This window comes from Paenibacillus sp. XY044, assembly GCF_002257645.1.
Classification (GTDB): Bacteria; Bacillota; Bacilli; order Paenibacillales; family Paenibacillaceae; genus Paenibacillus_AQ.
In genome coordinates, this window is the sequence record NZ_NQMO01000013.1 from 66,333 (window position 1) to 81,852 (window position 15,520).

Annotated in this window: 14 protein-coding genes; 10 read left to right on the forward strand and 4 right to left on the reverse strand. The window is 53.2% G+C overall.

Annotation, left to right across the window (positions count from 1 at the left end; all coding sequences use genetic code 11):
• The first annotated feature begins 13 nt into the window (after positions 1–13).
• From CJP46_RS32585 to CJP46_RS32625, 9 genes are all read left to right on the forward strand, one after another.
• On the forward strand, positions 14–220 hold the full coding sequence (locus CJP46_RS32585; RefSeq protein WP_076169641.1) for a hypothetical protein: 207 nt from the start codon (positions 14–16) through the stop codon (positions 218–220).
• Positions 221–634: 414 nt separating this feature from the next.
• The gene (locus CJP46_RS32590; protein ID WP_373558067.1) at positions 635–1,666 is read left to right on the forward strand and encodes an AI-2E family transporter; all 1,032 of its coding nucleotides are present in this window, start codon (positions 635–637) and stop codon (positions 1,664–1,666) included.
• A 392-nt stretch (positions 1,667–2,058) separates the two neighbouring features.
• Positions 2,059–4,683 carry an alanine--tRNA ligase gene (gene alaS, locus CJP46_RS32595; protein ID WP_094599789.1) on the forward strand — a complete coding sequence of 875 codons (2,625 nt, stop codon included), beginning with the start codon at positions 2,059–2,061 and terminating at the stop codon, positions 4,681–4,683.
• A 201-nt stretch (positions 4,684–4,884) separates the two neighbouring features.
• Entirely contained in the window at positions 4,885–5,145 is a 261-nt protein-coding gene (locus tag CJP46_RS32600; protein WP_076169644.1) for an IreB family regulatory phosphoprotein, read from the forward strand.
• A 9-nt stretch (positions 5,146–5,154) separates the two neighbouring features.
• A complete protein-coding gene (gene ruvX / locus CJP46_RS32605; protein WP_094599790.1) occupies positions 5,155–5,571 on the forward strand; it encodes a Holliday junction resolvase RuvX in 417 nt (138 codons plus the stop codon).
• 11 nt (positions 5,572–5,582) lie between these two features.
• Positions 5,583–5,894, forward strand: coding sequence for a DUF1292 domain-containing protein (locus CJP46_RS32610; protein WP_094599791.1), 312 nt, complete (start codon positions 5,583–5,585; stop codon positions 5,892–5,894).
• Entirely contained in the window at positions 5,887–6,198 is a 312-nt protein-coding gene (locus tag CJP46_RS32615; protein ID WP_094599792.1) for a DUF1292 domain-containing protein, read from the forward strand. Before CJP46_RS32610 ends, CJP46_RS32615 begins: the two co-directional genes overlap by 8 nt.
• Positions 6,199–6,309: 111 nt before the next feature.
• On the forward strand, positions 6,310–7,377 hold the full coding sequence (mltG, locus tag CJP46_RS32620; protein WP_179281425.1) for an endolytic transglycosylase MltG: 1,068 nt from the start codon (positions 6,310–6,312) through the stop codon (positions 7,375–7,377).
• 168 nt (positions 7,378–7,545) lie between these two features.
• Positions 7,546–8,148 (forward strand): DUF1349 domain-containing protein, encoded by a 603-nt coding sequence (locus tag CJP46_RS32625; RefSeq protein WP_094599793.1) that lies wholly within the window; start codon positions 7,546–7,548, stop codon positions 8,146–8,148.
• Between the two features lie 149 nt (positions 8,149–8,297).
• On the opposite strand, the gene CJP46_RS32630 is transcribed toward CJP46_RS32625, so the two are convergent.
• The 4 genes from CJP46_RS32630 to CJP46_RS32645 form a co-directional block, all read right to left on the reverse strand.
• Complete coding sequence (locus CJP46_RS32630) at positions 8,298–9,023, reverse strand: HAD family hydrolase (protein WP_094599794.1); 726 nt, start codon at positions 9,021–9,023, stop codon at positions 8,298–8,300.
• 45 nt (positions 9,024–9,068) lie between these two features.
• Positions 9,069–10,106, reverse strand: a complete 1,038-nt coding sequence (locus CJP46_RS32635; RefSeq protein WP_094599795.1) for a zinc-dependent alcohol dehydrogenase — start codon at positions 10,104–10,106, stop codon at positions 9,069–9,071.
• Positions 10,107–10,148: 42 nt separating this feature from the next.
• On the reverse strand, positions 10,149–11,387 hold the full coding sequence (locus tag CJP46_RS32640; protein ID WP_094599796.1) for an aspartate aminotransferase family protein: 1,239 nt from the start codon (positions 11,385–11,387) through the stop codon (positions 10,149–10,151).
• Between the two features lie 100 nt (positions 11,388–11,487).
• Positions 11,488–12,687, reverse strand: coding sequence for an MFS transporter (locus CJP46_RS32645; protein WP_094599797.1), 1,200 nt, complete (start codon positions 12,685–12,687; stop codon positions 11,488–11,490).
• A gap of 431 nt (positions 12,688–13,118) precedes the next feature.
• Between CJP46_RS32645 and CJP46_RS32650 the strand changes: the two genes are divergently transcribed.
• On the forward strand, positions 13,119–15,317 hold the full coding sequence (locus CJP46_RS32650; RefSeq protein ID WP_256992641.1) for a methyl-accepting chemotaxis protein: 2,199 nt from the start codon (positions 13,119–13,121) through the stop codon (positions 15,315–15,317).
• Positions 15,318–15,520 lie beyond the last annotated feature (203 nt).

Sequence of the window (15,520 nt, forward strand, 5' to 3'; positions counted from 1 at the left end):
GTGATCAATGAATATGAGATGTCCTAACTGCAATTCCAAAGATATAGGCAAGATCGGTTCCCACCAATTTTACTGCTGGGGCTGCTTTATCGAACTGACGGTCAACGGGGAGAAAATGTCCGTATACCAGGTAGAAGAAGACGGTACGCTCAGTTCGCTGGACGATTTGTTTTTTGAGGAGATTCCTCAGGATTTCCCTCATCTGCACGCTTCCTCTTAAAGATTATGCATGTACCAGTCAGAACAGTTCCGCGGGGCCTTTCGGTTCATGCGAATATTTTTCTGATAAAGGCTGCGTGATGAAGCCGCCTCTTCCGCTAATTGTGGTTTGTCTTAGCTTTGTACGATCCACAAGGGTGATTCACCCCGACAGCTTCAATCATTTGAATGTTACATAGCATCGATAAGCGGAAGGGATATACACGGTCTTATTGCCGTCATCTTGGAAACCCATACCCGTTATCGCCTGCATGGCGACGCCGGTATCCGGGTTTCTTTGCGTTTGCGCGCAAATCTTCTCCTATGGCAACCGATAGGTTAATTTCGAATTTCGGGACATATACTATCATGACAGCACGTCCGGAAGGAGGAGACAAGGGTGGATAAACTGACGGCCAACAAATGGTTCCGGGGGATGATTTGGATCCTGCTCGGGCTAATTATTCTGTATTTTATTTGGCAGCTTCGGCCGATGTTCATAAATCTCTATCAATTCCTTAAAGCGATCCTGGCTCCCTTTGTCGTAGCGATGATCATTTCCTACGTGCTAAATCCGGTGGTATGCATGCTGGCTGCGCGGAAAATGCCAAGGGGAATCGCCGTACTGCTGATCTACGCCGTTTTTCTCACCTGCCTTGCGGTAATCCTGATCAATTTGATTCCGATGCTGATCGAGCAGATGGAAGAACTGAACGAGCATTTGCCGGAGATGACGATGCATGCCCAGAACATTATGAACAACCTGGATAACCATGCGTTCCCGATGGGGATCAAGGAGGGGGTGGATCGGTGGCTGCTGCAGTGGGAGGACCGGCTGGCCAAGGGAATCTCCAATTTCATGGATCATATCGGCAGTACCATTAATATCGTGCTGAACATTTTCATCATCCCGTTTTTGATTTTCTACATATTAAAAGATTTCGACGTATTCGAGCGGGCGGTCGTATCGCTGCTGCCGCGGACCCACCGCAAGGCTTCCGTCAGACTGCTGAAGGAAATCGACGAGGCGCTCGGCAATTACGTCCGCGGGCAGTTTCTGGTGTGCCTCATCGTCGGCATCCTCGCTTACATCGGATATATGATCGTCGGCATGCCGTATGCCCTGCTGATGGCGAGCATCGTCGCGGTATTCAACATCGTGCCCTACCTCGGCCCGTTTTTGGGAGCGGCGCCTGCTGTGGTCATGGCCTCGACGATATCCTGGAAAATGGTGCTGATGGTCATCATCGTGAACTGGATGTGCCAGCTGCTGGAGAGCAATATCGTATCGCCTCAGGTCGTGGGGAAGAAGCTGCATCTGCACCCGATGCTGATCATCTTCGCTTTGTTGGTCGGCGGGGAGATTGCGGGAATCGTCGGATTGATTTTGGCGGTGCCTTTATTCGCGGTACTCAAGGTCATCATTCAGCACTTCTTTGCCTATTACATCAAGCGGAAGACGACGTAGAGCGGTTTGACAAGCGTCAGCGCTTTCGGATATAATTCAGTCATTACTATGCAAAAACGGACAAAACGGCGATGAAATGAAGTACGGCAGTTCCTCCTTGCTCAGAGAAGGGCTCCTTCACGATTAGCGTGACGGCTGCAAGAGCCCCCAAGCGATACTGACCGGAAAGCTGATTTCGGAGTGTGACAAATTCACCGGGTGGCCCCGTTAACGGCCTTACAAGGCGATCGCCTGATTCAAGCTGGCAGCCGGCGTTCGGCGACCGGCAGTCGTTCAGGCGGTAACCAGGGTGGTACCGCGAATTCATTCGTCCCTGATCTGATCAGGGGCGTTTTTCTGTTTTAAACCGTCCATTTGCATGCAATTTACGAGAGAGCTGGAGGCTGTTTAATATGAAAGCAAGTGAAATACGTTCCAAATGGCTTGAATTTTTTGCAAGCAAGGGACACCAGATCGAGCCGAGCGCTTCGCTCGTGCCGCATAACGATCCCTCCCTGCTGTGGATCAACGCGGGCATGGCCCCGCTGAAGCCGTATTTTGACGGACGCATCAGTCCCGAAAATCCCCGGCTCACGAACTCGCAGAAATGCATTCGTACCAACGATATCGAAAATGTAGGTAAGACCCGCCGGCACCATACGTTTTTTGAAATGCTCGGCAACTTCTCCATCGGCGACTACTTCAAGGAAGAGGCCATTACATGGGCTTGGGAATTTCTGACCAGCAAGGAATGGATCGGATTCGATCCTGAACGCCTGTCGGTCACGGTATATCCGGAGGACGAAGAAGCCTTTAAGCTGTGGAACGAAAAGATCGGCCTGCCGGCTGAGCGGATCGTGAAGCTGGAGGATAACTTCTGGGACATCGGCGAAGGCCCATGCGGTCCTTGTACGGAAATTTTCTATGACCGCGGCGAAGCCTACGGCGACCTGTCCGATCCGGAAATGTATCCGGGCGGGGAGAACGAACGCTTCCTGGAAGTGTGGAACCTCGTGTTCTCGCAGTTCAACCATAACAAGGACGGCTCCTACACGCCGCTTCCGAACAAGAACATCGATACCGGAGCGGGACTGGAACGCTTTGCATCCATTCTGCAAAACGTCGATTCCAACTTCGACACCGACCTGTTCCAGCCGATCATTCAAAAAACGGCCGAGCTGGCCGGTGTTAAATACAATGCCAGCTTAGAGAGCGACATCGCGCTGAAGGTCATTGCCGACCATGTGCGTACCGTTACCTTCGCGGTAGCCGATGGTGTTCTTCCGTCGAATGAAGGCCGCGGCTACATCATCCGCCGTCTGCTGCGCCGTGCCGTACGCTACGGCAAAGTGCTGGGTCTTGACCGTCCGTTCCTGTACAGCCTGGTGGAAACCGTCGGCGATATTATGGGCGTCTACTATCCGAACGTGGTGGAGAAGCGTGAATTCATCGAGAAGGTGATTTCCACGGAGGAAGAACGTTTCCATGAAACGCTGTCCGACGGCCTGGCGATCCTCGAGGAAATCAGCAAACAGGCGCTGGAGCAGGGCACGAAGCAAATCGGCGGCAGCGACGCATTCAAGCTGTACGATACGTACGGTTTCCCGTTCGACCTGACGGAAGACTATGCGGCTGAGCATGGACTGACCGTCGACCGCGAAGGCTTTGATGCGGCGATGCAGGAGCAGCGCGACCGCGCGCGTGCAGCCCGCCAGGAGAGCGGCGGCATGAAGGTTCAGGGCGGCGTCCTGTCCGATTATACGGTTAAAAGTGAATTTGTTGGATATAATGACACGGTAACCGAGTCGAAAATTGTAACGATCATTGTGGATGACGCGATGGTGGATATCGCCGGGGAAGGACAAAGCGCCCAAGTGGTGCTTGACGTCACTCCGTTCTACGCCGAGAGCGGCGGCCAGGTCAGCGACCAGGGTCTGCTTCGCGGTGGATCGGTGACGGTGAAAGTGGAGGGTCTCTTCAAGGCGCCACATGGACAGCATGTGCACCAGGTGACGGTGGAAGCCGGCGAGCTCAAGGTCGGGGAGACGGTCAAAGCGGAAGTCGATCATGACAAGCGCAGAGACATCGAAAAGAACCATACGGCGACTCACCTCCTTCACAAAGCGCTGAAGGAAGTGCTCGGCACCCACGTCAACCAGGCCGGATCGCTCGTAGAGCCGCAGCGCCTGCGTTTCGATTTTTCGCATTTCGGCAGCATCACGCCGGAAGAACTGGCGGATATCGAACACCGTGTGAACGAACAAATTTGGAAAGGCACTGATGTAACGATAGAATATAAATCGCTCGACGAAGCCAAAGCGATGGGCGCCATGGCTCTGTTCGGCGAAAAATACGGCAATATCGTCCGCGTCGTGCAGGTCGGCGATTACAGCTTGGAACTGTGCGGTGGATGCCACGTGAACAATACGTCCGAGATCGGAATCTTCAAGCTGGTCAGCGAGAGCGGTATCGGCTCGGGGGTACGCCGGATCGAGGCGGTAACCGGCCGCATGGCATACGAATTCCTGGAAGGTCAGCTGTCACTGCTCAAGCAGTCCGCGGAGCTTCTCAAATCCAATCTGCACGATGTGCCAAGAAGGATCGAAGCGCTGCACGGCCAGCTGAAAGAGCTGGGACGCGAGAACGAGTCGCTTCAGAGCAAGCTGAGCACGATCGAAGCCGGCCAACTCACTGAGCAGGTGAAACTGGTGAATGGAAGAGAGCTGCTCGCAGTCCGCGTCAATGCAGGAAGCATGGACGGCCTGCGCTCGATTGCCGATGAACTGAAAGGCAAGCTCCCGAACGCCGTGCTGGTGCTCGGCGCAGCCATGGACGAGAAGGTGAACTTCGTCGTTTCCGTTCCGCAGGAGCTCGTGAAGTCGGGGCTGCATGCAGGCAAACTGGTGAAGGAAATCGCTGCAGTCTGCGGCGGCGGAGGCGGCGGACGGCCCGATATGGCCCAGGCCGGCGGCAAGGACGCCAGCAAGCTGGAAGAGGCTTTGAAGCTGGCAGAGCAATTGGTTGGATCTGGGATTTAGGCATAGCATAATTGCCTTCAGCATCCAATACATTGTAAAGACTCGGCGCTATCCGGGATTTTGTAAAATTTTTGTTTTTTATTTCCGTGGAGTTACCTTCGGCGCGGCCCGGTATGGTATGATAGAAAAAGTAGGGAACCTTAAAGATTCAATTCGTCAAAGCATGCATGGACATGTTTTTGAAGAAGCGAGGTGTCACAAATGGATTCCATGGATAAGACAGTCAAGTTTAACGTGAAGGGTGATGAGAAGGAGGCCTCTGCAAAGGATATCCTTCTGACGGTATACGACGCGCTGGTGGAGAAGGACTATAACCCGATTAACCAGATCGTCGGCTACCTGATATCCGGAGACCCCGCTTATATACCACGCCAAAACAACGCGAGAAGCTTGGTTCGAAAAAAAGAGCGTGATGAGTTAATTGAAGAGCTGGTCCGGTTCTATCTAGCCAATCACCGATAGGAGAGCTTTATGAGGATTATGGGACTCGATTACGGGGACCGCAAAATCGGGGTGGCCGTGAGCGATTTGTTCGGCTGGACCGCCCAGGGACTTGAAGTGGTCGAGCGCCGCCGCGACGGGGCGGAAATGCAGCGGATCGCGGATCTGGTCCGTGAGCAGGAAGTGGAAGAAATCGTGGTTGGCCTCCCTAAGAATATGAACGGCAGTATTGGTCCGCGCGGCGAAATCTGCATAGAGTTTGCGGATAAGCTGAAAGACATGCTGAACTTGCCGGTTCACCTGTGGGATGAGCGGCTGACGACGGTATCCGCCGAAAGGACGCTGCTTGAAGCGGACGTCAGCCGGAAGAAACGCAGGCAGGTCGTGGATAAAATGGCTGCCAGCTTGATTTTGCAAAACTATTTGGACTCTAAGAGTAAAAGGTGAGGGTGATACAAATGGCTAATGACCGTAATCGTATGGAAGAAGAAGAACCGGAAATTATTTATATTCCCGATGACGAAGGCAATGAAGAGGAATTTGAGGTCATTATGAAATTCGAGGTCGACGGATCGGACTCCAAGTACATGATGGTCGTTCCGCTCGACGCCGAAGATGATGATTCCGATGAAGTCTATGCCTTCCGTTATGAGGAGGACGGAGATGACCTGAAGCTGTATATGATCGAGGACGACGAAGAATGGGAAATCGTCGAGGAAACGTTCAATACGCTGGTCGCCGAACTTGATGGAGGGAATGAACATGAATGATTTCTCTGCAGATCAGGCCGTATGGACTTCCAAGCTGAAGGAAGCCTTTGGTCCAACTGTGGAACTGGAAGATGAGAACGGAGTTACATCCGTTTATGATCTTGCAGCTGAGTTTGAAATCAACGGTCAGAGCTATGCTGTGCTTCAAAAGCCAGGGGATCAAAGCGGAGAATTCGATATCCTGAAAGTGGTCTCCTCGCCTGAAGGAACTCTTGGGCTTGTCACCATAGATGACGACGATGAATGGGAAAATATCAGCGAGCTGTACGACGAAATGACCTTTCCTGAGGACAGCGAAGATTAATCGGGCGCATGGTTTGATCAAGTATCAAAATTGATAACTCCGGAGTCCCCGCAAAGCCAGCGGAATGCGTTAAACGGAGCATTGCGCTGCTTTGAGGGGACTTTTTTGGTTATGGAGGGTTGGATCGGTTTGAAAGCTGCCAAAACGGCTCTGGTTGTGCTGGTGATCGTTCTTGTGATCATTGCCGGCGGGGCCTATTACGTCTGGAACGGCATGCAGCCGGTGAAGGCTTCGCAGAATGCCGTCAAGTTTACCATTGAGCAAGGGATGGGAACCTCGCGAATTGCCGGAGTTCTCGAACAAAGTGGACTGATTAAAAACGATATGTTCTTTAAAATCTACTTGAAATGGAAAAACCAAGGCTCCCGCTTTCAGGCGGGGACCTATGAAGCCAAGCCGGGGGTAACTTACGACCAACTGATCGCCAAGCTGAACAGCGGTGACGTGGTGAAGGCGGAAATGATCCGCATTACGATTCCGGAAGGCTATACGCTGGAGCAGATCGGGAAGACGGTGGGAGACGCAAGCCAGAGCGATCCGGCCGCGTTCGTGAAGCTGGCGGATACCGGAGCCCAGTCGGACGTGCCGGCCTTTAAGGAAATTCCCGCGAGCACTTCGTTAAAGCATAAGGCGGAGGGGTACTTATTCCCGGATACTTACGAATTCAAAAAAGGGACCGGGCAAGAAGAGATTTTGACCCGAATGCTGGAGCAAATGCAGAGCAGACTGGACCAGATCCCCAATCTGGAGCAGAAGCTGAAGGCTCAAGGCCTTACCCTTCACGAGATGCTTACGGTTGCTTCGCTCGTTGAACGGGAGGTTGTGGTTGACAAGGAGCGTCCGCTGGTTGCGGGCGTCATCTACAACCGGCTGCACAAGGAGATGAAGCTGGAAATCGACGCAACGGTGCAGTACGCTTTAAAGGAGCCGAAGGAACGGCTGCTGTATAAGGACTTGAAGGTGGATAGTCCCTATAATACGTATTTGCACCCGGGGCTGCCGCCAGGGCCGATTTGCAGTCCGAGCATGGCTTCGATCGAAGCCGCATTATCGCCGGAAGCTTCCGATTATTTGTATTACGTGACCAAGAAAGACGGCTCGCATGAGCATTTATTTGCGAAGACGTATCAGGAGCATTTGAACAACATCAAGAAAAGCAACAGCAATGCGAAGCAGTAGCTGCGGGGGAAGTATCGCTTAATCCCTTGTAGGCTGCGTGCAGCAAAGCACCCCAGACAATGCCGGAGACAAGTTCTGCCGCCGGGTCCGGGGTGCTTTTCTGTAAAGTGGGTTCACGCGGAAAACATTCAAAAAGTGAAATTCGTTTAGGGAAAGGGAGGCACCGATATGTCTAAACAAGTTATACCTTGGTCAAGCGGCCGTTGGTCGACAGAACCTGCTGCTTGTGAAGAAAAGGAAGGGGAAATGGTCGTTGAAGCGTGCCAGGGAAGTGATTATTGGCAAACGACCATGTATGGATTCGAGCGGGACAACGGCCACTCGCTTCTGTTGCCCTGGGAGGGCGAAGAGGCCGTAGAAGTGGCCTTTCGTTTGACCGCTTTCGATCATCTGTACGATCAGGCGGGGCTGATGTTGTGGAGCCATGGACGGCAGTGGATCAAAGCCGGAATCGAGATGAACGACGGGGTCCCTCATCTCGGGGCCGTTGTGACCCATGGCTATTCGGATTGGTCGCTCGCTCCCGTCCCCGAGTGGATGGAGAGGATCGTGACGATCCGGGCTTCCCGCCTGAAGGATGCGGTCATCATCAGAGCCCGAACGGAAGGTGAGGCTTGGAGAACCGTCCGCGTATGCCGGCTCACTCCGGATGAATGGCATGCGGGACCCTATTTGTGCGCTCCGACGAGTGGGGGGCTAAAGGTAGCTTTTACCCGATGGGCAAGGGTCCAACCGGATGCAGATGTGCATGAGCAGCCCCCGCTGTCGTAATCACTAGGCTTGCGTGGCGGCAGAGCTTGCTCCTTCGACGGAATGAGCAGGCTTCATTGATGAAAAAAAAGGCTGTTGACTCTTGTCCGAACGACAGAGTCAGCAGCCTTTTTTAGAGGATAGAATTTATCCATTTTCAGTTGCCATCGTTACCTCTGCAGATCCAGGGGGACCGGAGAGCGTCGTCCGATGGACAGCGAATCCCGGATTGGGTCTATATCGAGGTAGCTGGTGATGACATGGTCCGCTAGGGACAAATCCTGCCGGCCGGATCCGGGGTTAAGGTAACCGATGCATCGCATGCCTGCACTTTTCGCAGCCTTGACACCATTGCGCGAATCCTCGATCACCAGGCACGATGAGGGCTCGGCTCCCAGCAGCTTGGCGGCATGAAGAAAAATATCGGGCGCCGGCTTGCCGGATTCCACTTCTTCCCCGGAAAGCCGCACGGTGAAATACGTTCCCAGTCCGGTACGCTCCATGATGATCCGGATCAGGGACGGAGGTGAGGAGGAAGCTACCGCAAGCGGCACCTGGCGGCTGTGCAGCCAATTCAGCCACGGTATCACGTGTGGAATCGGCTGCAGTTCGGGATGCGCTGCCATGATGTCCAGCACGTTGTTCTGATGATAGATGAGCACTTCTTCCAGGGGGAAGGAAAGCTTATGCTTCCCCAGCACCTGCCTCCACATGGACTTCAGCGTGACCCCTACGTAGCCGTGATGCTCCTCTTCCGTCACAGGAGCGCCGAAATGGGCGAAAGAGCTCCGCTCAATCTCAAAATATATCGGTTCGCTGTTCACAAGCACGCCGTCCATGTCGAAAATGACGGCTTCTACCGGCATCTCCTGCCAATCCTGCTTTTGCAAAGTCATAGGCTAACGCTCCTTTGTTCGTTATTGCTTTCGGACCAACATCGCTCAGACCGACTGCAGAATGACCTTGATCGCCTGGGAAGAAGGGGACAGCGAACGACCGTCCAGATCGCAGCCCAGGGCTTGAAAGGCTTCCCGGTATTGGGCCAATGGATAGCTGTGGGTTATGATATTTTTCGCGGGAATAATTTCGCGTTCGATCATGTAATGAGCGGTGGAAAAGGTGCCCAGGGAGTCGATCGAGCCGATGATTTTGAGGCTGCGGTCGACGACCTCTTTCGGATTAAAGGAGCTGAGGCCGTCTCTCAGGCCGACAAGCATAAGATAACCGCCGTTCGCCAGGCTCGGCAGCACCTGCGTTCCGACCACACCGGTCGTATCGACGATGAGATCCACCTGCCGGCCACCAGGAGAAGTTTCCTCCACGGCCGTTTCGAACGAATCGTAAGTTCTCCAGCGTTCCGGTGCGATCGTCTGGGCTATGGCCAGCCTTTCCTTGGAGATGTCTACGATGCTTCCCGTTACGCCTTTGGATGCCAGTGCATAGCTGTACAGAATGCCGATGGGTCCGGCCCCGAGGACGACCGTGCGGAAATTCGGAAGGAGACGGATTTGGTTGATCCCTGTCAGAATGCAGCTCAGCGGTTCCGTCAGGGTGGCCTCTTCGTAGCTGACATGATCTTTTAATGGATATAAGAAGCGGTCTTCGGTTACGTAATAATCGGTAAAGGTTCCGTCGGCGCTGACTCCGGTCTCCGTCACGGATTTATGAATGCAATGATTCTGTCTGCCGGTTCGGCACATCTCGCAATGCCCGCAGTAATAAGTCGGGTCGATCACGACACGGTCGCCTGGCTTCAGCGTGGTGACCCCCCTGCCGACGCTGACCACATCTCCTGCCGATTCGTGGCCCAGGATGACGGAAGGTACCGCATGATATTTGCCGCTTACAATGCCCAGGTCGGTTCCGCACACTCCGGTGGCTCGAATGCGAACGAGAACCTGATGATCCTGCGTAATGAACGGCTCCGGCCGTTCTTCAAGCGTTACGTCCCATGCCGATTTGTATACCAATGCCTGCATCACAGATTTCCTCCTTGAATATGGATATTGACCTTGCGAACATTAGCGGACGCTGGCCAGAACCGCTTCCAGTCTTTCCACGATCGTTACGATCTCGTCCGTCGTTACGGTCAGGGACGGTCTGACTTTGACCACGTTTCCGAAACCGTACCGGGATCCGCGAAGGATCAGTCGCTGATCGGCAAAGGCACGCTCGATCACAGCGTTCGTCTTGCCGACATCCGGGGCCCCATCGTCGTCCACGATCTCCAGTCCCCACATCAGGCCGACGCCGCGTGCTTCACCGATACAGGCATATTTGGTTTCAAGCTCATGCAGCAGATCACCTAGAATTTCGCCTTTCAGTTTGACTTCATCCAAAAAGCCCGGCTCGGATACGACCTCCAAGGTCGATTTGGCCGCCGTGACGGATATCAGGTTGCTCCCCGAGGTAAAGGAGTGCTCATGCTTATCCAGCACGTCCAGGCGGGATTGCATCAGCACGGCCGCCACCGGGACTCCGATGCCGCCCAGACCCTTGGCCAGGGTGATCATGTCCGGCTGAATGTCAAACCGTTCGCTGGCGAACATGTAGCCGGTACGGCCGATTCCGGTCTGAACTTCGTCGGCGATCAGAAGAAGCCCATGTTCGTCGCACAACTTGCGCAGCAGTTTAAAATATCCTTCGGGCGGAACGATATTTCCTCCGTTGCCGAGGATCGGTTCGATAATGATGCAGGCGACCGATCCGGAGCTTGCGTATTCGAGATGATCATGGATCGATTCGATACATTGGAAGCCGCAGTTCGGACGGGAGGCGTTAAACGGGCAGCGGAAACAGTATGGAGCGGGGACGTGCACACTGTTTGCAATGGTCGAGTTGGGGAAGTGTTTTCGCCGGAATGCGTTGCCGGAGATGGCGGTAGCAAACTGGGTTTGACCATGATGGGACAAAAACAGGCTGATGATGTCGGTGGCCTGCGTAAACTTTTGTGCGATTTTGGTCGCGCATTCGTTAGCCGTGGAGCCGGTAATATCCCTCATCCAACCGGTATCGATCTCATTTGGGGCGTGCTCGGTCAATTGGTCGAGAACCTCGTTCACATACGGTTCGGTAAAGGTGGAAGACATGTGAGTCAGGCGTCCCACCTGTTCCTGAACCTTTTCGACGACATGCGGATGGTTGTAGCCGAGTGAAAGATTGAACGTTCCGGAAACGCCATCCAAATACTCCGTGCCTGCATCATCGACTAACGTTATCCCTTGTCCATACTTGAAACGGTTTGTGGTTAAGGTTTGCATCCGTCTTCCCTCCAAAAGTTAGTTTTGAGATCGATAATTCCTTGTTAGACGAAATATTAATTTCTGTGCGGAACCTCAATACACCCCGAAAGGGGATCCATCATCCCTCGTTCCCGTGCCCGAGCAGGCTGCCTCCCAGCTTACGTTCCCTCGACTGCTGCTGTCTGGTGAGGATGAGGGAAACCAGCAAGATCAGGCTGAAACCGGCGAGCATCCAGACGGCCATTCCTGCCGACCATTGATCCATGGACCAGCCGATCAGATACTGCAGCACGGCGCCGCCGATACCGCCGGATGCGATCAGGATGCTGGTGGTTGTCTCCGTCATCCCCGGAATAAGCACATTGGCGTATACCAGGGCGATGGAAAACAGCCCGGACATAGAGACTCCGACCCCAAGGATAAGCAGGTAGGCGGTCCATTCGTTCGCCCATAGAGCGAAAGCGACCGTAAAGGCCAGAGTAGCCGCCGTGCTCCAGACTAAAAACGGAATATACCTTACCGATTCCGCGATCCTTCCCACGAACAGCCGCCCGATGACCATGGCAATCCACAGGATGGTGACGCCCAGGGAAGCGAGTGAATCTTTCACGTGCACCTTCTCGATCAGAATGGAGGGCAGAAAGTTCATCAGCCCCAGCTCAAGTCCCATATATACAAAGAAAAAGACGATGAATACGGCCAGCAGCCCAACGTATCTTCCACGGTAACGGCTTTTTTCCGAAGAACCTGCGGATACTGCCTTGTCCAGCCGCTTGGAGCTCTCCTCCGGCATGGCCAGCCACAGGATCAGCAGCGTCAGCGATACCAGGGCTACTGTAAAAAAGGTGAGGGGCCAGGCGTCCATCATAAGGAACAGGCTGACCGCCGCAGGAATGAGGAGCGCGCCGAGACCGAAGTAGACGTCGAGCTTGGTCATGGCGACCGCTTTCTGCTCTTCGGCAAATTCAATCGTAAACGCTCCGATTGAGGACTCGATGATGCCGGAACCGAAACCGACGAGCAGGGTCATCAGAATGATCCAGGTCCAGGGCGGAAGGTTTCCCATCGTGATGCAGGCTGCAGTGACGCAGGCCAAGGAAACAGCGAGCATCCGCTTTCGGCCGAGCATGGCCGACATGAACGGCGAAGCCGTAACCCCGGCGAGAAAACCGAGAAACTGCAGGAAGAGCAGCGTCCCGCCGTCACCGTAATCCTTATGGTAATGAGCCAGAAGGACGGGCAGCATGGAGCCGAGCACTACGCTGGTGATTCCGATCAGCAGGTAAAGTCCGCAGCTTAAGGCAAACAACCTCCGCAAAAATCCACGCTCCTTTATCGCTTTCTTGGAGATCTCCAAATCTATCAGCTGATGTAATACAATTTATACCATATTATCCAACGAATAAATATATTATTTTGTAAAAATATAATCCAATTGTAAAAAATATGTAATTAGGAGGAGAACAATGCTCCAGATGGTGCCATGCTCATATGAACGGGAAAACGATGCCGGCTGTTTTTTCGTCAAAAAATAAGGTCTTCCGCCTCTGGCAGCCTCCGTTCCACGATCTTTGATCGTCATTTCCATGCATAGTTCAATGGGATTATGAAGTTTAGGAAAAAAGTTATAAAAAAATTGCCCAAAAAGCAAAGGTTCGAGGTGGAAAATGTCGAAGAATAAAGTAGGCATTCGTTTTTTAAACTTACATACGACGTAATGCAAGAAATTGAAAACGGCGGTGAGTGAGAGTGGGATGGATTCGAAAGAAAGATATGGGGGAAGAAAAACAGAAACAGCATAGCTCCAGCTCAAAGGAGCGAAGCGGCAGCAAGCAGAAGGTTTCAGCCGCATCAGGAAATCCGGGGGACCCGAAAAAGCCGTCCCGGTTCGCCGGCCTGCCGGGCATCAGCGGGGCCCAGCTGCAAAATTTTAATCCGTTCAAATCGGTGGGCGTGAAGCTGTTCCTGATCTTTTTCGTGGCGATTGCGGCGATCGTTCTGACCTTAGGTCTAACATCCTATAGCAAAGCCAAAAGCACTATCAAGAACAATACGGCGCTGGCAAACAGCCAGACGATCCAGCAAACTCAGGAAAAGCTGGATATCATTTTGAAGCAGTATGAAGATATGGCGATGCAGATGTTTTTTGATCCGGAAATGCAAAACGTGATCGACGAGCTTGCACGGAACAAGCAGGACGAATACCAAAACTTCGTGCTTACGGATCAGATCAACAAGAAGCTGTCGAACCAACTGAACAGCAATTCTTCGATCAAAGCAATTTACCTGGTTCCTCCCGAAGAGTCACAGCGCATTATCTCTACCGGCTCCGGTGGCCTGGACATCAATACGATTCGTGAAGCCGGCTGGTTTGAAGATGCGAAGAAAACGAACAAAACATCATGGGTCCCTTCTTCAAAAGGTAAGGATGGAAGCGTTTCCTTCGAACTGGTCCGCTCGCTGCAGAGCTTGTCCCGCGGTGGAGCTTACGTCATTATCGTGGAGCTTAAGACGGACGTCATCGAAAACCAGTTGAATGGAATCAGCCTCGGGGATGGCAGCAAGCTGCAGGTAGGTGACGCGAACGGCCAAGTCGTAGCCTCAACGGTGAACAGCGATGCAGGAACCAAATCCACGTTGTCGTTCATGCAGGGCCAGACGGAACCTGCCAACACGTTAGAGACAAAGGATAGCAATGGAAACGAAATTCTCGCGGTCTACAATACCCTCCAGACGACCGGTTGGCAGTTGGTCGGTACCGTTCCGGTCGAAATGCTGGTCAAGGATGCCAAAGGAATTCTCCTCTTGACTGTGGGACTGGCTGTAGGATCCATCGTGGTGGCCATTCTGATCGGGTTCTGGATGGCCCGCATGATCGCCACTCCGCTCAGCAGGCTGAAGGATTTGATGCTGGAGGGTGCCAAGGGCAATCTGAACGTGCGGACGCAGCATAAGTCCAATGATGAAATCGGCCAGTTGGGACAGGCTTTCAACTTGATGGTGGATCAAATTACGAAGCTCGTCCAGCAGACGAATACGACGGCCCAGCTCGTGCTTGAAACGGCTGGCGAGCTGACGGATGCGTCCAAGAAAACGGCGATCTCAGCCAAAGAAATTGCGATCGCGACCGAGGAAATCGCTAACGGGGCGAGCAGCCTGGCTACCGAGGCGGAGCGCGGAAATGAGATGACCGAACATATGGCCAAGCAGATGGGATTGGTGATCACGGCCAATGAGGAAATGGGCAGTGCGGCGCGTCATGTCGAACAATCCAGCCAGCACGGAACCAAACAGCTGAACGAACTGCTGGACAAAACGCACCAAACGGAAGAAATGACCCGTGAGCTGATGCACAAGGTGGATGCCTTGAAGCAAACAGCAAGCTCTGTAAACAAAGTGTTGGTTGTGCTGCAAAACATTACGAAGCAGACGAATATTCTGTCGCTGAACGCCACCATTGAAGCGGCGCGTGCCGGTGCAGCCGGACGGGGCTTCATGGTCGTGGCGGACGAAATTCGCCAGCTTGCGGACCAGTCCAGACAATCGATTGACATGGTGGGGCAAATTACCGGTCAAATCATGACGGAGATGAATGAAACGGTCGAAGCGTTGTCGGACGCTTATCCGCTGTTCCAGCATCAGATGAATGCAGTGAAGGAAACGAACGAAATTTTTGTATCCGTTCAAGAACAGATGGGCGATTTCACGCAGCGCCTCCAATCCGTAACCGAATCGATTTCAGCACTCCATGATTCGCACAGCGTCCTTTCGGAGGGAATGAGCAACGTCAGCGCGGTTGCTGAGGAATCCTCCGCGACATCCGAGGAAGTCGCTTCGCTCAGCAATGAGCAGCAAAGCGTGGGCGATCATCTCGTTGAGCTTTCCGCCAAGCTGGAAAACGTGTCGATTCAGCTGAAGGAATCGTTGTCCCGGTTTACACTGAACTAAAAGAGCAAGCTTAATCTTTACATCATTCGCGTGCACGAACGTTTTGACAACTGAGTAAACGTCTTCTTTTCGGTAAGCCAACGCATCCATTCGGATAAGCGTTGGCTTTCTCATTTTTCAGGAGCTGCGCTGCCTGAGCTGGGCGGGTTGGACTGGCCGGCTGAAGGATATACTGAGTGGAAAAGGCATAAAGAGGGGATCTT